The following is a 23,171-nucleotide window of genomic DNA, read 5'->3' on the forward strand; positions in this document are numbered from 1 at the left end:
CAAAAATGCCGTTGCGGGCAGGTCGACCGTTGGGGATTCGTGTTGATGTGACACCAGGGCCGGTCGATCCGGCCCTGATTATTTCTGGCGCGCCGACAGTTTGTCGAGCAGCAGCTTGAAGAAGATATCCGGGTCAATCGGCTTGGTCGCAAAATCATCCATGCCGGCCGCCAGGCAGCGTGCCTTGTCTTCGGCAAAGGCATTCGCGGTCATCGCGATGATCAGCTGTTCCTTGCCGCCGGGCTGGCTGCGGATGCGGCGGGTCGCTTCCAGACCATCCATGCGCGGCATCTGCATGTCCATCAGGATCAGCGCGTAGTGCGGTTGTTGCTGGAACAGCGCGACGGCCTGTTCGCCATCTTCGGCGGTGTCGACGTGGAAGCCGATTTCTTCGAGCAGGATCTGGGCGATCTCGCGATTGATCGGTTCGTCTTCGACGAGCAGGACATGGCTGCCGGCAAAGCTCTGGCGCAGGGAGGCCTCGGCATCGAGTTCGTCAGCAATCTGGCTGACGGGGTGAGGTAGCGGCTTTTTCAGGCGGGCGGTGAACCAGAAGGTGCTGCCCTTGCCCGGTTCGCTTTCGACCCCCACTTCGCCGTTCATGGCATCGGCAATTTTCGCGGTAATCGCCAGCCCCAGCCCGGTGCCGCCATATTTGCGCGTCGTTGAGCCGTCCGCCTGTTCAAAGGCGGTAAACAAGCGGGGCAGGGCCTCCGGCGCAATGCCGATGCCGGTGTCGCTGACCTCGAAGCGCAGCAGCAGGCTGGCGGCATCCTCTTCGAGGATGACGGCGCGCAGGGTGACGCTGCCCTGTTCGGTGAATTTCACGGCATTGACGGCGTAATTGAGCAGCGCCTGTTGCAGTCGGGTCCGGTCGCCAAGGACCAGCGGCGGCAACTCGGGCAGGGTGTAGGACAGGTGCAGCTGCTTTTCCCTTGCCCGTTGCTGCAGCATCGAACTGACATTTTCAAACAGGCTGCCGACCGGGAAGCTGTTTTCTTCGAGTATCAGTTTGCCGGCTTCGATCTTGGAGAGGTCGAGCACCATGTTGATGACTTCAAGCAGGTGTTCACCGGCCGCTTCGAGCTTGCCCAGACGTTCGCCCTGCTCCGGACTGAGGCCGGCGCGCCGCATCAGCAGGGCCATGCCGCTGATGGCATTGAGTGGCGTGCGGATTTCGTGACTCATGTTGGCGAGGAAGGTGCTCTTCGAGCGGCTGGCCGCTTCGGCCGCTTCCTTGGCCTGGTAGAGGGCGGTGGTGCGCTCGCTGACCCGCGCTTCCAGGCTGGCGTTCATGTCGCGCAGTTCATGCTCGCGTTCGAGAATGGCGTTGGCCATCTTGCCGATATCGTCGGAAAGGTGATTGAACTCGGTAATCCGGCCGCGCGGCCAGGCGTCCACCGTTTCGCCTTGGGCGATCTGGTGCGCCTGGCGGACGATGCCGGCCAGCGGTCTGAGCAGCCGCGAAGCACCGTAAAGGGCAAGCAGGGAACCGATCAGCAAGGATGCCAGGAAGCCGCCACAGACGATGAGGACGGTCATGCGGATTTCCGGGTGGTCGAGGCCGGCCGGCAGGCGGGCAATGAAGGACCAGCCCAGGGCGGCCGAGCGGGCACCGCCGACGTAATAGCTGCGGCCGTTGAAAGCATATTGCGTGGGCAGGGTTTCGCCCTTGAGCACGGCATTGAGGATGGGCGAGTTGTAGAGATTGAGTTCGCCGACCCGTTTTGCCGATTCGGTATCGGCGAGCAGTTCGCCGCGCTGGTCGATGACCCAGATCGCTCTTTGTTTTTCCCCGGGGTTGCGATCGAGGATGTTGAGCAGGTAGCTGAGCGGAATTTCCGCCAGCAGCACCTGCTCGTTGCCGGCCGGTACGGCCAGTCCGACCGTCACGACGCCGCTCAGCGCCGACAGGTATTTGTCGCTCCAGACCGGCCCGCCGCGCAGTTTGACTTCACGAAAGAGCGGCGTGCCGGAGAGGTCGCTGCCGAGTACCTCGCGTTCGAGATGCCGGTAGTCCGGCGGCAAGCCGGCGGTGACCACCTCCCCGCGGGCCGAGAGCAGGTAGAGCGCCCGGAAAACCTTGCCACCGGCAACCGCCTGACTGATCAGCGCAGTCGGTGATGCACTGTTGTCCAGGGCGCTGGCGACCAGGGCCAGTTGTTCCTGCTGGGCCAGCATCTGCATTTCGATACGGAAAGCCAGTTCGCGGGCATCGCCTTCGGCGCGGGTGCGGATTTCCGATTCCAGCTGCGGAATGCGGGTGAGCAGGAAGATCGAGCCGACGATCAGGAAGGTCAGCACCGAGGTTACTGCGAGCAACACGCCGAGGTAAGCGTGCAGTCGCCATTCGCGCAAGGCGGGTGGGGTCATTTGAGCTGGTGCAGGCTGCCGTCGTGAATTTCGGTGAAAAAGACCCGGCGCGTCGCGTCGCCATTGGCATCGAAGCGGATTTCCTGCTGCACGCCCTGGTAGGGGCCGTATTTGAGCAGGGCTGCCTTCATGTCTTCATCCTTGTCGCGTTTCTGCAGCGCGGCAAAGACAACATTGGCCGTGTCGTAGGCAAGCAGCGAGAAGGAGCCGAACTCGCGCTGGAAGCGCTGTTTGAAGGCGCTGCGGAAATTCTGGTAGGCCACTCCCGGATCGTCCCGGTTGTAGGCGTGGGTCATCAGCATGCCTTCGACGGCGCTGCCGCCCATTTCACTGAGCGCTTCGCCGGAGGCCGCCCATTCCGATGAACTGAGCGGCAGGCCGGGGGCGAGACGGCGGGCCTGCTGCGCCAGGCGTGCCGTGTCGAGCGTGCTGGCGACAAAGATCAGCGCGTCCGGCCGGTCGGCCAGCAGGCGATTGATGACGTCGGAAAAACGGGTGCTCGCTGTCGATTCGAAACCGGCGGTGCCGCTGGTGACGCCGCCCAGTTTTTCGAACTCGGAAGAGAATCCCTTCACCCAGGTTTCGCCAAAGGGCAGGTTGGAGGCATCGAAGGCGAGGCCAACCCGGCGGCTGCCGCGCGCGTAGAGCACCCGGGCATGCTGGATGGCGGCCTCGCGGGTCGTGCAATTGACGCGGAAGAGGTTGTCATCCTTGCCGTAAAAGTCTGTCGATGCCACGGTCGGGCTGATGATGATCTGGCCGGCCTGATTCATCAGCGGCATGACCACGGCCGCCATCGAACTGGTGACCGGCCCGATGATGATGTCGGGGTGCTGCGCGATCAGTTCCTGGGCGGCCTGTCTGGCCTTTTCCTTGTCCTGGCCGTCGTCGCGCACGAGCAGTTCGATCTTGCGGCCATTGATGCCACCGGCCTGGTTCTGTTGCTCGACGGCAAGGATGACGCCATTGCGGACGCTTTCGCCAAAATCGGAGCCGCGGTCGGACAGCCCTGCCAGCAGGCCGATCCGGATCGGCTCGGGCGGCGTGCAGGCGGCCAGTGCGAGCAGCAGGCTGCACGCGCCGAACAGCCGCGAAGTTCCAGGCAAGATCATGGCATCTCCCTCCTCGATTCTTGTTGTCTTTTAGCCATCTCCGTGGCGAGGAGGTTTTTTACCACCCGGCCCCGGGAGGGTCAAGCGCAATGCCAGTAGCCATGCGGGATTCGGCCATTCCGGATGCTTAACCGGCGCCTTTCGCAGGCGGCCCGCAAAGCCTGCCGATGGCCCGGGGCCGGGCTTGTGGCGGCATGGCCTGGCCGAGCGTAATGTTTGTTGCATTGTCGACAAATGCACCTTGCCTATCTGCCTGATTCTGCGTGTTTTCCCGGTGGCGTTGCTCTTGCTTGGTGCTCTATATGAAAACCCATCTCGACTGGTTGGCCTACGATACCTATGGTGCCGGCGACGCTTATGCCGGCATTCCGGCGACCGGCGGCAACTACGCCAAGGCGGTTGCCGTGTGCATGAACAATCACCAGTGCCAGCGCGACGGCAAGGGCGTCATGTGCCCGAGCTACCGCATCACGCACGATCCGGCGCATTCGACCGGGGCGCGCGTCAAGGCCTTCAAGGCGGCGCTCAACGGTGAACTCGGCGCCGAGCCCTTTTTTCATCCCGACCTGGCGGCGGCGATGGATCTCTGCGTGTCGTGCAAGGGCTGCAAGAAGGAATGTCCGAGCGCCGTCGACATGACCCTGATCAAGACCGAATACCTGGCGCAGAAAAATGAGCGGCACGGGGTCTCGCGGCGCGCCCGCCTGTTCGGCGCGCTGCCGGCCTGGTTGCATCGCTGGCGGACGCCCCTGGCGCTGCTCGTGCGCTGGCGTAACGCCTCGCCCTGGCTGGCGGCGCTCGCCGAGCGCCGGCTGGGCATCGCGGCACAGCGGCCGATTCCGGAAATCGTCGGCGGCCCGCTTCCGGTCGAAGATGCGCCGGCCAGCGGTCAACGCGGCAAAGTGATCCTTTTTGTCGATACCTTCACGCATTACTACACGCCGGAAGTCGCCACGGCTGCGCGCGAAGTGCTGACGGCTGCCGGCTACGCCGTCGAGCTGCTGCTCCCAGCGGCCGATGACGGCGAGCCGGAAAGGCCGCTGTGCTGCGGCCGGACTTACCTGTCGCAAGGCATGGTCGATGCGGCCAAACTTGAAGGCAAACGGGTCATGGCGGCGCTGGCGCCGGCATTGGCAGCCGGAACGCCGATCATCGGGCTGGAACCCTCCTGCCTGCTCGCCCTGCGCGACGAGTTCTACAGCCTGTCGCTCGGCCCGGACGTGGCGCAAGTCGGCAAACAGGCCTTCCTGTTCGAGGAATTCCTGATGCGCGAGGCCAACAAGGGGATGAAGCTTGAACTGAAGCCGCTGACCGGTGCCAAGGCGCTGGTGCACGGGCATTGCCACCAGAAGGCCTTCGGCGCGATGAAGTCGGTCAGGAAGGTGCTCGCCTGGATCCCGGAATTCGAGTTCGAGATCATCGACGCCAGCTGCTGCGGCATGTCCGGCAGCTTCGGGCTGGAAGCCGAGCATTACGAGGCTTCGCTGGCGATGGGCGAACTGGCGCTGTTTCCGGCGGTGCGGGCCGCGGCGCCGGAAACGCTGATCGTCGCCGACGGCTTCTCCTGCCGCCACCAGATCGCCGACGGCAGCGGCCGGCAAGCCATTCATGTAGCGGTGCTGCTGCAGCGGGCATTGGACTAGGCGGCACTTGACGCATGTTGTTGGTCGGGCTCGGGTTGCTTGCTTGAGCTATCCCGATCAGGTTTGCTGCAGGGAAGTCGCGGTCGAGCTGTGTTTTTGTTTTTCCTGAAGAGGGCTTAAAAATGGTTCATCGCGCTTTACCGGGGAAGCGGGGCTTGACGGATTGAAGCGGAGATAGGAGGCAGGGGTTCGGCGTTGGTAGATTGATCGTCGCCAAACAAGTCAATCTTCCAAACCCCTGCCATGTCGAATGCTATGTTGGCCCTTCAATTCTGGGAAGGGCATGTTGTTGATTCGTGTTGCGAAGAGGCCGACGGCTCTCTGCTGATCAGTCTCTCCGAAGCACCAGAAATACTCGCCTGTTGCGGATCCTGCCAAGCCCCTTGCGTTCTGGTTCACGAACGGAATCGGCGACGCATCAGAGAGCGCGACTGGTTTGATCGTCGAGTCTGGTTGGATGTGCCGATTCGCCGGATGGACTGCCATCACTGTGGTGCTCGGGTGGTGGAGCAGATTGCCTGGCTGGACAAGCGCAGCCGAATCACCCACCGGGTCCGGGCCTGGGTGGAAGCCCTGGCGCAACTCCTGCCGATTGCTCATGTCGCCCAACTGACAGGGCTTCACTGGCACACGATCAAGGCCATTGACCATCAGCGCCTGGAGCGCCTGCACGGTGAATTCAACGCCAAGGGGAGCCGGCGCTTGGTCATGGACGAGTTTGCGTTGCACAAAGGGCATCGCTACGCCACCGTCGTCATGGACGCCCAGTGCATGCGGGTACTCTGGGTCGGAGAAGGCAATAGTCGGGAGGCCATTCGGCCTTTCTTTGAATTGCTCGGGGAGGAAGCTTGCCGACAGATCGAAGCCGTCGCGATGGACATGAATACCGCATTCGATTTGGAAGTGCGCAAACACTGCCCCAATGCCGAAGTCGTCTATGACCTCTTTCATGTGGTGGCGCGCTTTGGCCGTGATGTGGTCGATCGCGTTCGCGTCGATCAGGCCAACGCCCTGCGCGAGCAACCCGCGGCTCGAAAAGTGATCAAGCGCAGCCGTTGGCTCCTGCTGCGCAACCGGGATAACCTGCAAGAGGAGCAGGCCGTCAAACTCGAGGAGTTACTTGCCGCCAACGCACCGTTGGCAACTGTTTATCTCCTGAAAACCGAACTCAAGGAAATCTGGTTTGCCCCGTCCGTCCGAGAGGGGGCACAACGGTGGCGGCGCTGGTATCGCCTTGCCATCGAAAGCCAACTTGCTCCCGCCATCCAGTTCGCTAGGCGATTACGGAAGTATCTCCGTGGGATTCTCGCTTCCGCCATCTACCCAATGAATTCCTCCATCCTCGAGGGCGTCAATAATCGGATCAAGGTCATCAAGCGCATGGCCTACGGATTTCGTGACTCAGCCTACTTCTTCCTGAAGATCAAGGCCGCATTCCCCGGTAAAGCGCGATGAACCTTAAAAATGGTGCAGCGATGGTCAAGCGGTAGGGCCATTTTACCGGCCTGGTTTGTCGGTGAATAAATGCACCAATTTGGATTTTGTGGCACGTTTGTGGTGCGGACGGGGGCCGTTCCGGGGTGTGGGCTTGGCTTTTTCCGTGGAAAATTGCTGATTTTCTAATGGCACGACTCATGCTTATGCCTGTTCGCGCCAATTGCAGAGTTGCATTGTGCAGCAGCCTCCGCCAAAGACGGCGGAATCCGGATTGAGCAGTTTGTCTTTCCGGTAATTCCAAACCGACAATGTGCCGCGATTCGCGGAGGCTTTCATGCAGATCCCGGCAAACCCGGTGATCACGGTAATGCGCGAAGTCCCCGTTTGTGGCCGGGCAGAACCAAACATGAAGATAATCCTCGTTGGCCACGGTATGGTGGGCCATAAGTTCCTTGAGGAACTGCACCAACTCCAGCTTCCCGATGTCGAACTGACGGTCCTATGCGAAGAGCCGCGCATGGCCTATGACCGCGTTCATCTTTCCGAGTTTTTTTCCGGCAAGAGTGCAGCCGACCTCGCGCTCGCCGATGACGGCTTTTTCGCCGCAAGTGGCTTCCGTATCCGTCTGCAGAGTCGGGCCGTCGCGATTGATCGCCGACACAAGACTGTGATGACGCTGGACGGAGAAACCTTGGCTTACGATAAGCTGGTGCTCGCGACCGGCTCCTATCCCTACGTTCCTGAGATCAAGGGAAGGGAGCGCAAACACTGCTTTGTTTATCGCACCATCGAAGATCTCGAGGCGATGCAGGCCTCCGGCAAATTGTCGCGTAGTGGTGTCGTCATCGGTGGTGGCCTGCTGGGGCTGGAATGTGCAAAGGCCTTGCGCGATCTTGGTCTCGAAACCCACGTCGTCGAATTCGCGCCGCGGCTGATGGCGGTGCAGGTCGATGATGACGGCGGCCGCATCCTGCGCAGCAAGATCGAGGCGCTTGGCGTACGTGTCCATACCAGTCGTAGCACCCAGGAAATCCGCGACGGCGCGACGGCGCGCCATCGTCTGGTTTTTGACGATGGTTTTCACCTGGAAACGGACATGATTGTTTTTTCCGCCGGTATCCGGCCGCGTGACGATTTGGCCCGGCGCAATGCCTTGGCTGTAGGTTCGCGGGGTGGCATCGTGATTAACGATCATTGTCGTACCAGCGACCCAGATATCTACGCGATCGGCGAGTGTGCCGCGTGGCGTGACCAGATGTTCGGTCTGGTTGCCCCCGGCTACGAAATGGCCCGTGTCGTAGCCCGCCAGTTCGCCGGCGATAGTGGGGCCACCTTTGCCGGTGCCGACATGAGCACCAAGCTCAAGCTGATGGGTGTCGACGTCGCCAGCATCGGCGACGCCCAGGGCAAAACGCCGGGCTGCCGCAGCTTCCGCTACGCCGACGAGTGCAAGCAGGTGTACAAGAAGATCGTCGTCAGCGCCGACGGCAAGCGCCTGCTCGGCGCCGTGCTGGTCGGCAATGCCGACGAGTACGGCACGCTGCTGCAGATGACGCTGAACGGCATCGCGCTGCCTGCCGATCCCGAATTCCTGGTGCTCCCGGCCGGCGACGGCAAGGCCAAACCCGGCCTCGGCGTCGATGCCCTGCCCGACAGCGCGCAGATCTGCTCGTGCAACAACGTCAGCAAGGGCGACATCTGTCAGGCGGTCGCCGCCGGTGCCACGACCATCGGTGAAATCAAGGCCTGCACCAAGGCCGGCGCCACCTGCGGCGGCTGCGTGCCGCTGGTCACCCAGGTCATGAAGGCGGAGATGGCGCGCCTCGGTCTGACGGTCAACAACCATCTTTGCGAACATTTCCCGTACTCGCGCCAGGAGCTCTTCCACCTGATTCGGGTCGGCGAAATCCGCAGCTTCGACGATCTCCTCGCCCGTCACGGCAAGGGCCTCGGCTGCGACATCTGCAAGCCGACGGCAGCCTCGATCTTCGCCTCGTGCTGGAACGAGTTCGTGCTCAAGGGCGAACTCGCCAGCCTGCAGGACAGCAACGACTACTTCCTCGGCAACATCCAGAAGGACGGCACCTACTCGGTGGTGCCGCGCATGCCGGGTGGCGAGGTGACGCCGGACGGGCTGATCGCGGTCGGCCAGGTGGCCAAGAAATACGGCCTCTACACCAAGGTCACCGGCGGTCAGCGCGTCGACCTGTTCGGCGCCCGCGTCGAGCAATTGCCCCTGATTTGGGAAGAACTGATCGCCGCCGGCTTCGAATCCGGCCACGCCTACGGCAAGTCGCTGCGCACCGTGAAGAGCTGCGTCGGCAGCATCTGGTGCCGCTACGGCGTTGATGACTCGGTCGGTCTCGCAGTTGAGCTGGAAAACCGCTACAAGGGCCTGCGCGCGCCGCACAAGATCAAATTCGGCGTCTCCGGCTGTACCCGCGAATGCGCCGAGGCGCAGGGCAAGGATATCGGCATCATCGCCACCGAGCACGGCTGGAACCTCTATGTCTGCGGCAATGGCGGTATGAAGCCGCGCCACGCCGAACTGATCGCCAGCGACCTCGATAAGGCCGGGCTGATTCGCCTGATCGACCGCTTCCTGATGTTTTACGTGCGCACCGCCGACCGCCTGCAACGTACCAGCACCTGGCGCGAGAGCCTGGACGGTGGCCTCGACTACCTCAAGGAGGTGCTCATTGGCGACAGCCTGGGCATCGCCAGCGAACTTGAGGCACAGATGCAGCACGTGGTCGATACCTACCAGTGTGAATGGAAAACGGCGGTCAGCGACCCGGCGGTACGCCAGCGTTTCCGTTCCTTCGTCAACAGCGAGCAGCCCGACCAGCGCATCGTCTTCGTCCGCGAACGCGGCCAGATCCGGCCCGCTCGCGACGAAGAGCGGGCCTTCGCCGCTGCCGATCCGCTCACCGCCTGATCTTTACTGGAGTCCCGCATGGCCCCCGAAAACCTGCCCTGGACGGTCGTCTGCAAGACCTCCGAAATCCTTCCCGGTACCGGCGTCTGCGCGCTTGTCGCCGGCCGCCACGTCGCTGTCTTTAGGCTTGCCGGTGAGCGTTACCTCGCGCTCGACAACGTCGACCCGCGTTCCGGCGCCAGCGTGCTGTCGCGCGGCCTGGTCGGCAGTCTCGGCGAGCGCGTCGTTGTCGCCTCGCCACTTTACAAGAACCACTTTGACCTGAACACGGGCGAATGCCTGGAGGCACCGGAACACTCTGTCCGCGCCCACCCCGTGCAAGTTCGCGGCGACGACGTGCTCGTCGCCGTTTCCTGATTTTTTATTTTTCTCGATAGGAATCCTCATGGCCTACCTCGCCCCTGCCGAATTCGTCACCAAGATGGTTGACGCTGGTGAATCCAAACTGCTGATGTCTACTCGCGATACGCTGGTTCGTGCCTACATGGCCGGCGCCATTCTCGCGCTTGCCGCAGCCTTCGCCGTCTCGGTCTCGGTCAATACCGGCAACCCGCTGATCGGAGCTCTGCTGTTTCCGGTCGGTTTTTGCATGCTCTATCTGCTCGGTTTTGACCTGCTGACCGGTGTGTTCACGCTGGCACCGCTGGCTGTTTTCGACAAGCGTCCTGGTGCAAGCTGGGGAGGGGTGATGCGCAATTGGTCGCTGGTGTTTACCGGTAATTTTGCCGGTGCCCTGACTGTTGCGTTGTTCATGGCAATCATTTTTACCAACGGCTTTACCAGCGCGCCAAACGCGATTGGCCAGAAGATCGGTCACATTGGCGAAGGTCGTACGGTCGGTTATGCCGCGCTCGGTGCTGCCGGCATGCTGACCTTGTTCGTACGTGCGGTAATGTGCAACTGGATGGTGTCGACCGGTGTGGTCGCGGCGATGATGTCGACTAGCGTCTCCGGAAAGGTGATTGCGATGTGGATGCCAATCCTGGTCTTCTTTTACATGGGCTTCGAGCACAGCATCGTGAACATGTACCTCTTCCCCTCGGGCCTGATGCTCGGCGGTAATTTCACTTTCATGGACTACCTGATCTGGAACGAGATCCCTACTGTGCTCGGCAACCTGGTTGGCGGCCTGACCTTCGTCGGGGCGACCCTGTATTCGACGCACTACAAGACGGCGCCGAAGCGCAAAATTGCCTGATTTTCCCGGTCGACCGGACTGCCATGCGTAAATTACTCCGTGTCACCATCGGCCAGCATTCGCTGGCCGGCGCACACACACAGAACCAGGATTTTCATGGTGCACTGTTGCCCTCGGGGTATTTGTGTTCGAGCAAGGGTATCGTGCTGGCTCTGGCCGACGGGATCAGTTCCAGCGAGGTTAGCCACCTGGCCAGCGCTACCGCGGTTCGCTCTTTTCTCGACGATTATTATGCAAGCGCTGATGCCTGGACGGTACGCCGTTCGGCGCAGTGTGTGCTGGGGGCGACCAATGCCTGGCTGCATGGCCAGACCATGCGGAGTGCCGGTCGCTTCGATAAGGATCGCGGCTACGTCTGTACCTTCAGTGCCCTGGTCATCAAGGGGCGTCAGCTGCATTTGCTGCATGTCGGTGATTCGCGGATTTTTCGTCTTCACCCGCAAGCTCTGGAGCAGTTGAGCGAGGATCACCGGATCCGGTTCGGTGCCGCAGAGAGCTATCTGGCGCGTGCGCTCGGTACCGGGCCACACGTCGAAATTGATTATCGCAGTTGGGAAGCGACGGTGGGTGAGGTCTATATTCTGGCGACTGACGGCGCCTACGAGTATCTCGATGCGGCGCAGATCCACCGGGCGCTTGTCGCTCACGGCGACAATCTGGACGCAGCCGCCGAGGAACTGGTTGCCCTGGCTCGGGCAAATGGCAGTGAAGACGATGCTACGCTGCAAATGTTGCGTATCGACGATCTGCCAGAAGATGATACGCCACAGGCTCAATTGCGTCGCGAGGACCGTCTGTTGCCGCCTATCCTGGCACCGCGCAACTCCTTTGAGGGCTTTAGCGTTGTACGCGAATTGCAGATTACTTCGCGCAGTCATTTGCATCTGGCAATCGATGAGGCGAGCGGGCAGCAAGTGGTACTCAAGACGCCTTCGGTCGACCTGCGCGAAGATCCGGATTATCTCGACGGCTTCGTGCTCGAGGAGTGGGTCGCCCGCCGTGTCGATAGCCCGAACGTGGTCAAGGCCTGGGTTGGCGACCGGCCGCGTACGCATCTCTATGTCGCGCTCGAATATATCGAAGGACAGACCCTGGCGCAGTGGATGACTGACAACCCAAATCCTTCGCTTGATGCGGTGCGTGCAATCGTGCAACAGATCGCTAACGGCCTGCAGGCCTTGCATCGACGGGAAATGGTGCATCGCGACCTGCGTCCGGAAAACGTCATGATCGACCGTCACGGTACCGTCAAATTGATTGACTTGGCCAGCGTTCAAGTCGCCGGCTTGATCGAAGGAAGCGGCGGGCATGCGTCAGCATTACCGGCGGGGACACTGCAGTATCTTGCTCCGGAATGTCTGCTCGGCGACGCGGCAACACCGCAGTCGGATCTGTTCGCGCTGGCCGTGCTGACCTATCGGATGCTGAGCGGTCATTTACCTTACGGTTTGGATGCGGCCCGGGTACGCCAGATCCAGGATTTGCGCCGTTTGCGCTATGTTTCCTTGCGCCACCATCGGCCGGAGTTGCCGGCCTGGTTGGATGGCGTGCTCGCCAAGGCGCTGCATGTCACTGCAGCTAGGCGGCAGGAGGCTGTTTCCGAACTGGTTTTCGACCTGGAATCGCCGGGCGCACAATTTTGTCGTACCCGGCGGCAGCCATTGCTTGAGCGCGATCCGGTTCTTTTCTGGAAGTGCCTGAGTGCCTTGCTGGGCTTGGCTTTGATCGTTTCTTTGCTTTTGCGCAGCCGAGGATTTTGAGCTTGCCGCCTGTTCAGCGGCGCAATCAAACCGGCAGCGGCACCGGCATCAGCGGCACGCGGCCGGTGGCGAGGTAGGTCTCGCAGCGTTCGATGTGTTCGCGCGTGCTTTTTGGCATCGGCGTACGGGCGCGGGTGATGTAGAACACCAGGTCGCGGCCGTTGCGCAGCAGTTGCAGGCCGTCGGTGATGCTGTGCAGGGGCTTGTTGCCGTCGACCGGGGCGAGCGGTGTGAAGTTGGCCAGGCGCTCGCCGGCGGTGACCAGTTCCGACCAGACTTCGAAAATGTCGCCGTCGGTGCGCAGGATCTCGGTTTTCAGCCTGGCGGCTTTGGCAAAGTCGCGGATCGGCGCTTCGATGCCGGCAAACACCGGGATCTGGGCAAAGCAGGCAATCATCGCGTTGGCGATCTTGTCGATGTCGCGCAGGCTCTGGCCGATCTTGATGTAGCGGCTTTCGTAGAAATCCTCGAGCGGGATCGAGAAGGCGCGGAAGGGTTCGCCCCACAACTCGTCGATACCTTCGTCGCCGCTGCGGTGGCGCACGCAGTGGCCGAGTTCCATGGCGCTCAGCAGGCACTGGCCGCATTCGCGCATCAGGGCGTCGTCGCTGCGGATCTCGATGCCGCAGGATTGCAGTTCGACCAGTTTGCGGAAGATGTCGGTCGCCCGGTTGAACAGCGCGCCGGCCAGCATCGCCGCCTTGACCCGCTTCTTGGCCGGGTCGGTTTCCGCCTCGTGGCTGGCGCGGGCCTCGGCCAGGCGCGTGCCGGGGATGTTGAGGCCGTGTTCGGTGTGGTTGAAGAGGCGGCGGGTGAGCGCCTCGATCAGGCGCTTCTTGGCTTCCAGCGTGTCGGCCGGGACCTCGTAGGTCTTGATCCAGTAACCGTCGTAGAGCACGCGCTCTTCGCCGTCGATCAGGCGGCGCGTGCCCTCCGGCGGGTTTTCTTCGGGCGTCTGACTGTGTTGCAGATGATGCACGTTGTTCATGTTGGGTCGCTGTCGGTCAACGGATTAGCCATCAAGCAATAAACATGCGCCTCGGGATGAAACCCCAAGTTGCTGAATTTGATGGAAAAATCGGCGTTTGGAAAAAGCTTCCGGGGTGAAACTCGCCTCTTTTCGGTGCGTGGTGCCCCCGCTTCGGGCGACATTCTAACCGAGGAGTGCGACGGCTTTGATCTGGGCGCGCAGGTTTAGACCCGGCTGGATCGCCAGACGTTCCGCCGAACGTCGGGTAATGCGGGCGAGCAAGGGGGTGTTGCCGACATCGAGGCGGACCAGGACATGTCCCGGCGTCTCGGTGGGCGCCAGGTCGACGACGCTGGCCGCAACGCAGTTCAGGATGCTGCTTTGCACCTGCGGCAGCAGCGTCAGGCTGACGTCGCGGGCGTGGATGCGGCAGCGCAGCGGCGTGCCGACCGCTTCGCTGCGGCGCGAGACGTAGATTTCGCCGCCGGCGAATTCGAGGCGGGTCAGATCGTCGGCTTCGTGTTCGGCGACACGGGTCTGGATGACGACGCCGGCATCGTCAGCAAAAGCCTCCGGCAGGTCGAGGCGGGCCAGCACCTCGTTGAGCGGGCCGCTCGCCACCATCCGGCCCTGGTCGAGCAGGACGAGATGATCGGCCAGGCGGGCGACTTCGTCCGGCGCATGGCTGACATAGATCACCGGCAGCGCCAGTTCCTGATGCAGGCGTTCGAGATAGGGCAGGATTTCCTGCTTGCGCTTCAGGTCGAGCGCGGCGAGCGGCTCGTCCATCAGCAGGATTTTCGGTGCGGCGAGCAGGGCGCGGGCAATGGCGACGCGCTGGCGTTCGCCGCCGGAGAGCTGGCCGGGCATGCGTTCGAGCAGGTGGCCGATGCCGAGCAACTCGCTGACGGCGGGCAGGGCGAGGCCGTCCTGAGCGGTCGACGCGCGTTTTTGCCCGAATTCCATATTGCGGCGCACCGAGAGATGCGGGAACAGGCTGGCTTCCTGGAAGACGAAACCGAGGGCGCGCTGGTGCGGCGGCACGAAATGGCCGCGCGCTTCGTCCTGCCAGACCTCGTCGCCGATCGCGAAATAGCCCTGCGGCGCGCGTTCAAGGCCGGCCATGGCGCGCAGGCAGGTCGTCTTGCCCGAGCCGGAATGGCCGAACAGGGCGCTGACGCCGCTGCCCGGCAGGCGCAGATCGACGTCGAGCACGAAGTCCTGGCGGTCGACATGAAAACGGGCGGTGATTTCGCCGCTCACAGGGCTTTCCTCCGCGCCGGGTTGAAGGTGTACAGGCCGAGCAGGACCATGAAGCTGAACAGCACCATGCCGCCGGCCAGCCAGTGCGCCTGGGTATATTCCATCGCCTCGACGTGGTCGTAGATCTGGACCGAGACGACGCGGGTTTTATCGGGAATGTTGCCGCCTATCATCAGCACGATGCCGAATTCGCCGACCGTATGGGCAAAGCCGAGAATGGCGCCGGACAGGAAGCCGGGCCGGGCGAGCGGCACGGCGACCGACCAGAAGGCATCCCACGGGCTGGCGCGCAGCGTCGCGGCAACTTCGAGCGGGCGATCACCGATTGCCTCGAAGGCATTCTGGATCGGCTGTACGACAAAGGGCAGCGAATAGAAAACGGAGGCGATGACCAAGCCGGGAAAGGTGAAGGGCAGCAGGCCGAGGCCGAGCTGTTCGGTGAGTTGGCCGATCGGTCCGTGCGGCCCCATCACGACGAGCAGGTAGAAGCCGAGTACGGTGGGCGGCAGGACCAGCGGCAGGGCGACGACGGCGCCGACAATGCCCTTGAAGTTCGAGCGCGTGCGCGCCAGCCACCAGGCGATCGGCGTGCCGATCACCAGCAGCAGCGCGGTGACGACCGTTGCCAGTTTGAGGGTCAGCCAGACGGCGCCGAGATCGGAACTTTCCATGTTCAGTCAGGTTCAGTGTCGGGAAAACAGGTCGCGCACCTTGCACAGCGTCGTGGTGATGTCGAAGCGCGTATCGGGCAGGGCTTCGCCGGCCAGGATGCGGCTGATTGCCATGGTCGGGTCTTCTTCGCCGGTGAGCAGCACTTCGGTGCCGCGCAGCTTCATGTGGCGGATGAAACCGTCGCCGGCACTGGCGGCGACGACGATATCGACGCCGTCGAGCGGGTGCGGTTCCTTGTCCTCGAAAGTGTGCAGGATCTGCTCCTTGCTCAGGTCGACGAATTGCGGCGCCGGCAGCAACTGGTTGGAGCGATGTTCGGTCAGATCATAGAGCAGCCATTGCCGGGCTTGTCCGGCGTGACCGCTGACTTTGCTGAAATCCTTGGTGGCGATGGCGATTTTCATGGGGATAGCCTCGGCAGATCGGTTGGCGAGGTCGCTAGGCAGTGCGCAACAGCGACCGGAACATTCGCATGATAGCGAAGCTGCCGGGCGGCGTCCGGAAGGAAATGCGCTTGGGCTTGGCGCATGGGTGGGCGTCTCGCGCCTCAGGCGAGCGGCGTGATGCTCACCGCGACGTCGCGCGGCGCGGCGAAATAGGGCGCGCTGCTGACCAGGATCAGGGCGCCGGCCTGCACGTAGGCCGCGGCATTGCCGGCATTGACGCCGCCGGCCGCGGCCAGGCGGGTGGCGGGAATTTGCCGGTGCAGGCGGTCGACCGCTGCCGGCGACCATTTTTCCAGTTGCAGGATGTCGGCGCCGGCCGCGGCCCAGTTCAGCGCTTCGGCTTCGTCGGCCACCTCGACGACTAGGGCGCGTTCCGGCCATTGCCGGCGCAGGCGGGCGAGGCTCTCGGCCGGCGTTTCGGCGCCGAGAAAGGCGCGGTGTTCGGCGAAGACGAGCAGGGTTTCGGACAGGCTCAGGCGATGCGGACTGGCGCCGGCGCAGAGCACGGCCTTCATCGCCGCCTGCTTGGTGCCGGGGAAGTTCTTGCGCGTGCACACGACGCTGGCTGCCGGGTCGGCCTGGCGCGCGGCGGTGACGATGTCGGCAGCGCTGCTGGCGATACCTGAGAGGTATTCCATCAGCGTCTGCGCGGTTTTCCAGACGACGTGCAGGGCGGCGGCGTCACCTGTCAGCGTCAGGATTTCCGCCCCGGCCGGCAGGCGCGTGCCGCTCGCGACGACCCCGCCCACCACCTGCAGGCCGCGCAGCTCGCCCAGACGCTGCGCCTCTTCGCTGCCGCAGACGACCATCTCGTAACGGGCGCGAAAAACCATCTTTCCGGGCAGTTGACCGATGGCCAGGGCATGCGTGGTGGCATCGCCGCTGGGCGCATCGTCGTGCAGCAGTTGTTCGAGCTGGCTGTCGGGCAGGCGGAAGGGGGTCATGGGCGAGGTTTCTTTCAGCGCAGTTCGTAACCGAAGGACTTGATCACGGCCTTGGCCTTGTCGCCCTTGAGATAGTTCATCAGCGCAACGGCGGCCGGCTTGTCCTTGCCCTTGGCGAGGATCACCGCATCCTGGCGGATCGGGTCATAGAAGCTGCCCGGCACGATCCAGCCCGAACCGCTGCCGATCTGACCGTTCTTGATCACCTGCGAGTAGGCGACGAAGCCGAGTTCGGCGGCGCCGGTCGAAACGAACTGGTGCGTCTGCGAGATGTTTTCGCCCTGCACGAAGAGCGGCTTCAGTTTGTCCACGATGCCCAGCTTGCTCATGGTCTGCATGGCGGCAGCACCGTAGGGCGCGGCTTTCGGATTGGCGATGGAGAGGTGCTTGAAGCCGCCCTTTTTCAGGATCTCGCCCTTGTTGTCGACCAGCTTGGGGTCGGTCGACCACAGCACCAGCGTGCCGATGGCGTAGGTGAAGGGTGTGCCGGCGACGGCATTGCCTTCCTTGACCAGCCTGGCCGGGGTTTCGTCGTCGGCTGCGAGCAGCACTTCGAAGGGCGCGCCGTTGCTGATCTGGGCGTAGAACTTGCCGGTCGCGCCGAAGGCGAGGCTGGCCTTGTGGCCGGTATCGCGCTCGAAGAGCGCACTGATGACCTGCATCGGGCCGGTGAAGTTGGCGGCGACGGCGACCTGGATTTCATCGGCCTGGGCGGTCGACAGCGCAAAAAGGGTAAAAATCAGCGGCAGGGTGCGTTTCATGGAAGTTCTCCTGGGGTTGGACTGGCAATGAGAGATAGATGCGAGGGGCGTGTGCCGGAATCCGCCGTTTCGGCGGATGGGGCCGGCGCGACGCCTGGCGCCGGGCTGCTTTCGGCTGCTTGCGCCGGGCGGACGCGGTAACCGCCACCACAGCCGTGCGCCAGCGCAATGCCGGCGCCGGTGGGGAGTCGGAACGAAGGATCCGGATGCGGTTCGCGCATGGCTTTTTCCCGTTCAGGCGTATTTGCAGAGAATCACGGCGGAAGCCTTGAACACGGCGCAGGCCTGTTCGCCGACGGCGAGGCCGAGGCGCTCGACGCTGTCGTGGGTGACGACGGCGCAGACCGACTTGCCGCTCTTCATGGTCAGCGTGATTTCGGCATTGACCGGGCCGTCGTGGATGCGCGTGATTTCACCCCACAGGTGGTTGCGGGCGCTGGTCTTGACGCTCATGTCGTTGAGCAGCAGCACCGACGACGACTTGACCAGCGCGTTGAGCTCCATGCCGATCGAGAGGCCCATGGTTTCGGCCGATTCGCCGGTGATCACGGCGACGATTTCGTTTTCTTCGTCGAGCTTGAGGCGCACTTCGTAATCGACATCGCCCTCGCGCAGGCCGACGATATGGCCGGCAAACTGGTTGCGCGCGCTGGTCTTCATCGACATGCGCTTGAGCAGTTTGCTGAACTGCTTGAAGTCGCTGGCTTCGCCGTCGTTCATGCTTGCCGTCAGGCGGTCGAGCGCGGCCTGGTATTCGGCTTCGAGGGCGCGGTAGAGGGCGATCACCTTTTTGCCGTACTCGGTGAGCTGCGTGCCGCCGCCGTTCTTGCCGCCGGTCGAGCGCAGCACCAGCGGCTGGTCGGCCAGGTTGTTCATGGCGTCGATCGCATCCCAGGCCGCCTTGTAGGAAAGCGGCACGGCTTTTGCTGCCTGCGAGATCGAGCCGTGCCGGTCGACTGCCTCAAGCAGGCGAATTCGGGTATCGCCGAGAAAGGTGCCGAATTCGGTATCGACTTCCAGTTTGCCACGCAGGCGGTGCAGTATCGTATCCATGATTTCGCGATGTCGTTGTCTATATAGCGCTTACTATAACTCAAGTCCATTTACTGAAAATACCGGCTGCGCTATGGTTGTATTCGTGTAACGCTAGCGCCTACAGTGTCGATAACCCGACAATATTCGTTGAGTTGTTTTGTATATAGCGAAAATCGGGCCAGTCGGATCAACCAATTCAGGAGAGCAGCATGAGTGTCAGCGCCCGCAATGTATTCAAAGGAAAAATCACCGCCCTGGTCGATGGTGCGGTCAATGCCGAAGTCGAGTTGACGACAGATGGTGGCGACAAGATTGTCGCAATCGTGACGGAAGGCAGTGTCCAGTCGCTTGGCCTGGCGGTCGGCAAGGAAGTCGTCGCCTACGTCAAGGCGCCCTGGGTCATGCTGCTGGCCGGCGTCGAAAACGTGAAATTCTCGGCCCGCAACCAGTTGACCGGTACGGTCAGCGAGCTGCACAAGGGCGCTGTGAATACCGAAGTCGGCGTCAAACTGGCCGGCGGGAGCACGGTTTTTGCCGTCGTCACCAACGAAGCCGTGCTCGAACTGGGCCTCAAGGAAGGGGCTCCCGCTTCTGCCCTGATCAAGGCCAGCCACGTCATTCTCGGTGTGCCCGCCTGAAAATCGCCGGGTTTTCGCGCAAGGCGGCCACGGGCCGCCTTTTTTGTGCCGGTTTAAATGCTGGCCGGATTGCCCGGAGAATGCCAGAATCGCAGGCAAGAACACGCCGTCGAGTTTGGACGGAGCGCATCAGGCCGGGGGGACTGATGCCATATCCGGGAGTGATCATGATTGCAGTACTGGAACGAATGGGCCGCTGTGGCAGGGGACTCGGCCTGGCCCTCGCGTTATGCCTGCTGCCGGCCTGGGTGGCAGCGGCGGATAGCGGCAGGAGTTTTACCCTGGGTGTCGTTCCCCAGTTCGAGCAGCGCAAGGTTTTTGCGATCTGGAAGCCGATTGCCGATGAGCTGAGCCGGCGGACCGGCCTGGATATCCGTCTGGCCGTGACCCTGACCGTGCCGGAATTCGAAGCCGGCCTGGAGAAGGGCAGCTACGACTTCGTCTATGCCAATCCGTATCACATCCTGCGCAGCAGCGATGTCCAGGGCTACATCCCGCTGGTGCACGACCGTGAGCCCTTGCGCGGAATACTCGTCGTGCGCCGCGACAGCCCGGTGCAGAAGGTCGAGGATCTGGCCGGGCGGACGCTGGCCGTACCTTCGCCCAATGCGCTGGGGGCCAGTCTGCTGCTGCAGGCTGATCTGAACCGCCTGTTCAATACGACGATGAACGCCGTCAATGTGCAGACCCATAGTTCGGTTTATCTCAATGTGCTGAACGGCCTGACCGACGCCGGCGGCGGTGTCGAAAAGACGTTTTCCGAGCAGGATGCCGGGATTCGTAACGCCTTGCGCATCCTCTACACGACGCGTGCCATGCCTTCGCATCCGGTGGCGGCGCATCCGCGCATTCCGGCCGAAGTGCGCGAGCGGCTGCGCAAGGCCATTCTCGACATGGCGGCGACGCCGGCCGGCAAGGCCTTGTGGGAAGAGGTACCGATGCACGTACCGGTCACGACTTCACTTGATGATTTTCTCGTCATGCGCAAGTGGGGCCTTGAAACCTATTGGGTTCCGGCCCGGAAATAAACGCCATGTCGCTACGCTGGAGATTGTTGCTGCCGCTCGTGCTGGCCAGTCTGGCCACCTTGCTCTTCCTGCATCTGGTCTGGATTCCCGGCTATCTGGAAACGCAGAAGACAGAGTATCTCGAAGAGACCGATCATCACCTGGACAGCGTCATTGAAGGTCTGATCCCGCTGATGATGTCCAGCCAGCTCGACACGATCAATGCCAACCTGGATGAGCTGCGAAAGAAGAACCCGCAGTGGCAGCGCATCGTGCTGCGCAACGAGCGCGGGCAACAGTTGTATCCGCCGCGCACCGGTGTTGATCTGCCGCAAGCGGAGGCGCAGCAGGTGCAGACACTGGAAAAGGACATCGCTTACCTGGGGCGGCCGGTCGGACACCTGCATGTGCGGGTTGATCTGTCTCGCTGGCTGGAAAAACGTTACCAGCAACATCAGCGCCTCGCCATGCTGCTGGTCGGGACTGTCCTGCTGCTCGGCGTGATCTGGGTGATCATGGTCGAAACCGTGGTCGTGCGGCCGATGCAGCGCTTGTCCGGTGCCGCCAAGGCGCTTGCGCAGCGCCGCTTCGACGTGCCGCTGCCGGTCGGCAAGGGAGATGAAGTCGGCGACACCATCGAAAGCTTTTCGGCGATGCGGCGCGACCTGCAGGCTTATCACGATGAACTGCTCGGTGAAATCCGCGAGCGGCAGAAAGCCGAAAACGAATTGCGCGAACATCGCCAGCATCTCGAACTGCTGGTCGAGCAGCGTACCGCAGAGTTGCAGGGCGCCCGCGATATGGCGGTGGCAGCCAGCCAGGCGAAAAGCACCTTCGTCGCCAACATGAGTCATGAAATCCGCACGCCGATGAATGCCATCATCGGTCTGACCCACCTGCTGCGGGTCGGCGCCACGGCGGAGCAGGCATCGCGTCTGGCCAAGATCGGCAGCGCCGCCCGCCACCTGCTGTCGATCATCAACGACATTCTCGATCTCTCCAAGATCGAATCGGGCAAGCTGCAACTGATTGACGACGAGTTTTCCCCGGGAGCGGTGCTCGATCATGTCCGCTCCATGGTTTTTGAAGCGGCACAGGCCAAGGGGCTGCATCTCGAGATCGACTACGACCACCTGCCGAAATGGGTGCGTGGCGACCAGACGCGTTTGCGCCAGGCATTGCTCAACTACGCCGGCAATGCCGTCAAATTCACCGAGCAAGGGGTGGTCAGCCTGCGTGCGCAATTGCTGGAAGAGCAGGGTGACGACGTGTTGCTGCGTTTCGAGATTGTCGATACCGGCATCGGCATTGCGCCCGACAAGCTGGAAAAACTGTTTGTCGTCTTCGAACAGGCCGATGCCTCGACCACGCGCAAATATGGCGGTACCGGGCTCGGCCTGGCGATCACCCGGCGCCTGGCCGAACTGATGGGTGGTGAAGTCGGCGCCGAGAGCGAGCCGGGCAAGGGCAGTACCTTCTGGTTCACGGTACGCCTGCAGCGCGTCCAGACGCATGCCGTGGCCGAAGTCGCTGAAAGCGATGCCCGCAACCTCGAAGTCGAACTGCGCAAGCGGCATGCCGGCGCCCGGCTCCTGCTCGCCGAAGACAATGCGATCAACAGCGAGGTGGCTCTCGAGCTGCTGCACGGCGTCGGTCTGGTGGTCGATACCGCCGAGGACGGTCTGCTCGCCCTGGAGCGGGCCCGCAACAACGCCTACGACCTGATCCTGATGGACATCCAGATGCCCAACATGGACGGTCTGGAAGCGGCGCGCAGCATCCGTGCCCTGCCGACGTTCAATCGGGCGCCGATTCTGGCGATGACCGCCAATGCGTTCGACGAAGACCGCCGCGCTTGTGCGGCGGCAGGCATGAGCGACTTCATCGCCAAGCCGGTTGATCCGCAGACCCTGTACGAAGCCTTGCTGAAATGGCTGCCAACGCGGGCCGGGGGCGCCGAACCGGCCGCTGGCGTGATTCTGCCGGTGCTGCCGGATATCGGTGATGAGGCCGCCTTGCGCGCAGTGGCGCGACGCCTGCCGGATCTCGACATCGAGCGCGGCCTGAAGGTCGTGCGCGGCAAGACCGGGCGCTATCTCGACCTGCTCGGACGCTTTGTCGAAGGACACGTCAATGACATGGCCCTGGTCGCCGCCAGCCTGGCCGAAGGCGATCAGGTCAGCGCGCAGCGCCATGCGCATTCGCTGAAGGGCGCCGCTGCAACGCTGGGCGCCGATCATCTGGCGGCATGTGCACGCAGTCTGGAAGCCATGCTGCGTCCGGGCTGTGACATCGTCGCGCAACGCGACGAGATACACCGGGAAATGGAAGTCGTGCGCCGGCAGCTGGATATCCTGGCGGCGGGCCTGGGGCGCTCATCCGCGGCAGTGAAAGACAGCTTCCTCGTGTCGGAGCAGACGATTCCGCCGCGCGTCCTGCAGGAACTCGATGATTTGCTGATGGCGGGTGAAATGAGCTGCCTCGGCCTGCTCGACGCCTACGCGCTGCAATTGCGCCATGCGCTGGGGGCGCGCTACGACGCTTTCCTGCGCCAGATCAGGTTGTTCGACTTTGAAGGGGCGCAACAAACCCTGCGCGAACTTGGCCGGCACAGTGATGGCGCATCGCACGCCGCGCAATCGGCGGTGGAAGAGCCTGCCGATTGAGCCGGGCGGCCGCCGGCCGCTCTGTTTTCCGCAGTCAACGAAAACACCCTGGGGGCGCCGGCGGCCCGGCTGACGCTGACCAGCTCGGCCTGGCCGTTCCGGCCGAGCAGATATTCGGCCAGGCGGTGTGCCCGCTTGCGTCGTGCGCTGTCGGCCAGATGCCGGAGAGGACGAGTCCACCGACGACCGCGACGCGGACTTCAGCGCCCGGATGTGCCGCGGTTTTTGCCCCGGCGGCGGCGTCGACCGCTACGAGGCCGAGCAACAGGCTCAGCGCGCGGGAAAAGTGGCGTAAATGCATTGCCATT

The 23,171-nt window shown here is 62.8% G+C and carries 20 protein-coding genes; 9 read left to right on the plus strand and 11 right to left on the minus strand.

Annotated elements, in window-relative coordinates; translation table 11 throughout:
• Window positions 1-78: 78 nt before the first annotated feature.
• Window positions 79-2,373 carry a hybrid sensor histidine kinase/response regulator gene (locus tag KI612_RS05015; protein WP_226442731.1) on the minus strand — a complete coding sequence of 765 codons (2,295 nt, stop codon included), beginning with the start codon at window positions 2,371-2,373 and terminating at the stop codon, window positions 79-81.
• Complete coding sequence (locus KI612_RS05020) at window positions 2,370-3,485, minus strand: ABC transporter substrate-binding protein (protein WP_226442732.1); 1,116 nt, start codon at window positions 3,483-3,485, stop codon at window positions 2,370-2,372. The genes KI612_RS05015 and KI612_RS05020 overlap by 4 nt, the downstream gene beginning before the upstream one ends.
• A gap of 302 nt (window positions 3,486-3,787) precedes the next feature.
• Between KI612_RS05020 and KI612_RS05025 the strand changes: the two genes are divergently transcribed.
• Together KI612_RS05025 and KI612_RS05030 are read left to right on the plus strand one after the other, a co-directional pair.
• A complete protein-coding gene (locus KI612_RS05025; protein WP_226442733.1) occupies window positions 3,788-5,128 on the plus strand; it encodes a (Fe-S)-binding protein in 1,341 nt (446 codons plus the stop codon).
• Window positions 5,129-5,371: 243 nt separating this feature from the next.
• Entirely contained in the window at window positions 5,372-6,583 is a 1,212-nt protein-coding gene (locus KI612_RS05030) for an ISL3 family transposase (RefSeq protein WP_226441412.1), read from the plus strand.
• A gap of 183 nt (window positions 6,584-6,766) precedes the next feature.
• Here the strand turns inward: KI612_RS05030 and KI612_RS05035 are convergent, their stop codons facing one another.
• Entirely contained in the window at window positions 6,767-6,973 is a 207-nt protein-coding gene (locus KI612_RS05035; RefSeq protein WP_226442734.1) for a hypothetical protein, read from the minus strand.
• Here KI612_RS05035 and nirB point away from each other — a divergent pair.
• Genes nirB through KI612_RS05055 form a run of 4 tightly spaced genes read left to right on the plus strand, consistent with a single transcriptional unit; the run spans window position 6,972 to window position 12,461 of the window.
• Complete coding sequence (gene nirB, locus KI612_RS05040; RefSeq protein WP_226442735.1) at window positions 6,972-9,503, plus strand: nitrite reductase large subunit NirB; 2,532 nt, start codon at window positions 6,972-6,974, stop codon at window positions 9,501-9,503. The genes KI612_RS05035 and nirB overlap by 2 nt on opposite strands.
• A gap of 18 nt (window positions 9,504-9,521) precedes the next feature.
• On the plus strand, window positions 9,522-9,860 hold the full coding sequence (gene nirD / locus KI612_RS05045) for a nitrite reductase small subunit NirD (RefSeq protein WP_226442736.1): 339 nt from the start codon (window positions 9,522-9,524) through the stop codon (window positions 9,858-9,860).
• A gap of 28 nt (window positions 9,861-9,888) precedes the next feature.
• Window positions 9,889-10,701 (plus strand): formate/nitrite transporter family protein, encoded by an 813-nt coding sequence (locus tag KI612_RS05050; RefSeq protein WP_226442737.1) that lies wholly within the window; start codon window positions 9,889-9,891, stop codon window positions 10,699-10,701.
• Window positions 10,702-10,724: 23 nt separating this feature from the next.
• Window positions 10,725-12,461 carry a bifunctional protein-serine/threonine kinase/phosphatase gene (locus KI612_RS05055; RefSeq protein ID WP_226442738.1) on the plus strand — a complete coding sequence of 579 codons (1,737 nt, stop codon included), beginning with the start codon at window positions 10,725-10,727 and terminating at the stop codon, window positions 12,459-12,461.
• A 25-nt stretch (window positions 12,462-12,486) separates the two neighbouring features.
• On the opposite strand, the gene KI612_RS05060 is transcribed toward KI612_RS05055, so the two are convergent.
• From KI612_RS05060 to KI612_RS05090, 7 genes are all read right to left on the minus strand, one after another.
• Window positions 12,487-13,449 (minus strand): hypothetical protein, encoded by a 963-nt coding sequence (locus KI612_RS05060; protein WP_226442739.1) that lies wholly within the window; start codon window positions 13,447-13,449, stop codon window positions 12,487-12,489.
• A gap of 165 nt (window positions 13,450-13,614) precedes the next feature.
• Entirely contained in the window at window positions 13,615-14,694 is a 1,080-nt protein-coding gene (modC, locus tag KI612_RS05065) for a molybdenum ABC transporter ATP-binding protein (protein WP_226442740.1), read from the minus strand.
• Window positions 14,691-15,365 carry a molybdate ABC transporter permease subunit gene (gene modB / locus KI612_RS05070; RefSeq protein WP_226442741.1) on the minus strand — a complete coding sequence of 225 codons (675 nt, stop codon included), beginning with the start codon at window positions 15,363-15,365 and terminating at the stop codon, window positions 14,691-14,693. Before modB ends, modC begins: the two co-directional genes overlap by 4 nt.
• 12 nt (window positions 15,366-15,377) lie before the next feature.
• Window positions 15,378-15,770 (minus strand): NifB/NifX family molybdenum-iron cluster-binding protein, encoded by a 393-nt coding sequence (locus KI612_RS05075; RefSeq protein ID WP_226442742.1) that lies wholly within the window; start codon window positions 15,768-15,770, stop codon window positions 15,378-15,380.
• Window positions 15,771-15,913: 143 nt separating this feature from the next.
• Window positions 15,914-16,756, minus strand: coding sequence for a ModD protein (gene modD / locus KI612_RS05080; protein ID WP_226442743.1), 843 nt, complete (start codon window positions 16,754-16,756; stop codon window positions 15,914-15,916).
• A gap of 14 nt (window positions 16,757-16,770) precedes the next feature.
• The gene (gene modA / locus KI612_RS05085; RefSeq protein WP_226442744.1) at window positions 16,771-17,517 is read right to left on the minus strand and encodes a molybdate ABC transporter substrate-binding protein; all 747 of its coding nucleotides are present in this window, start codon (window positions 17,515-17,517) and stop codon (window positions 16,771-16,773) included.
• Between the two features lie 234 nt (window positions 17,518-17,751).
• Window positions 17,752-18,570, minus strand: a complete 819-nt coding sequence (locus KI612_RS05090) for a TOBE domain-containing protein (RefSeq protein WP_226442745.1) — start codon at window positions 18,568-18,570, stop codon at window positions 17,752-17,754.
• A 191-nt stretch (window positions 18,571-18,761) separates the two neighbouring features.
• Between KI612_RS05090 and KI612_RS05095 the strand changes: the two genes are divergently transcribed.
• The 3 genes from KI612_RS05095 (at window position 18,762) to KI612_RS05105 (ending at window position 22,863) form a co-directional block, all read left to right on the plus strand.
• The gene (locus tag KI612_RS05095; protein WP_226442746.1) at window positions 18,762-19,190 is read left to right on the plus strand and encodes a TOBE domain-containing protein; all 429 of its coding nucleotides are present in this window, start codon (window positions 18,762-18,764) and stop codon (window positions 19,188-19,190) included.
• Window positions 19,191-19,357: 167 nt separating this feature from the next.
• A complete protein-coding gene (locus tag KI612_RS05100) occupies window positions 19,358-20,218 on the plus strand; it encodes a phosphate/phosphite/phosphonate ABC transporter substrate-binding protein (protein WP_226442747.1) in 861 nt (286 codons plus the stop codon).
• 5 nt (window positions 20,219-20,223) lie between these two features.
• The gene (locus KI612_RS05105) at window positions 20,224-22,863 is read left to right on the plus strand and encodes an ATP-binding protein (RefSeq protein WP_226442748.1); all 2,640 of its coding nucleotides are present in this window, start codon (window positions 20,224-20,226) and stop codon (window positions 22,861-22,863) included.
• A 34-nt stretch (window positions 22,864-22,897) separates the two neighbouring features.
• Here KI612_RS05105 and KI612_RS05110 read toward each other — a convergent pair whose 3' ends face one another.
• Window positions 22,898-23,164 (minus strand): hypothetical protein, encoded by a 267-nt coding sequence (locus KI612_RS05110; RefSeq protein ID WP_226442749.1) that lies wholly within the window; start codon window positions 23,162-23,164, stop codon window positions 22,898-22,900.
• Window positions 23,165-23,171 lie beyond the last annotated feature (7 nt).

This window comes from Quatrionicoccus australiensis (genome assembly GCF_020510525.1).
Taxonomy (GTDB): Bacteria; Pseudomonadota; Gammaproteobacteria; order Burkholderiales; family Rhodocyclaceae; genus Azonexus; species Azonexus australiensis_B.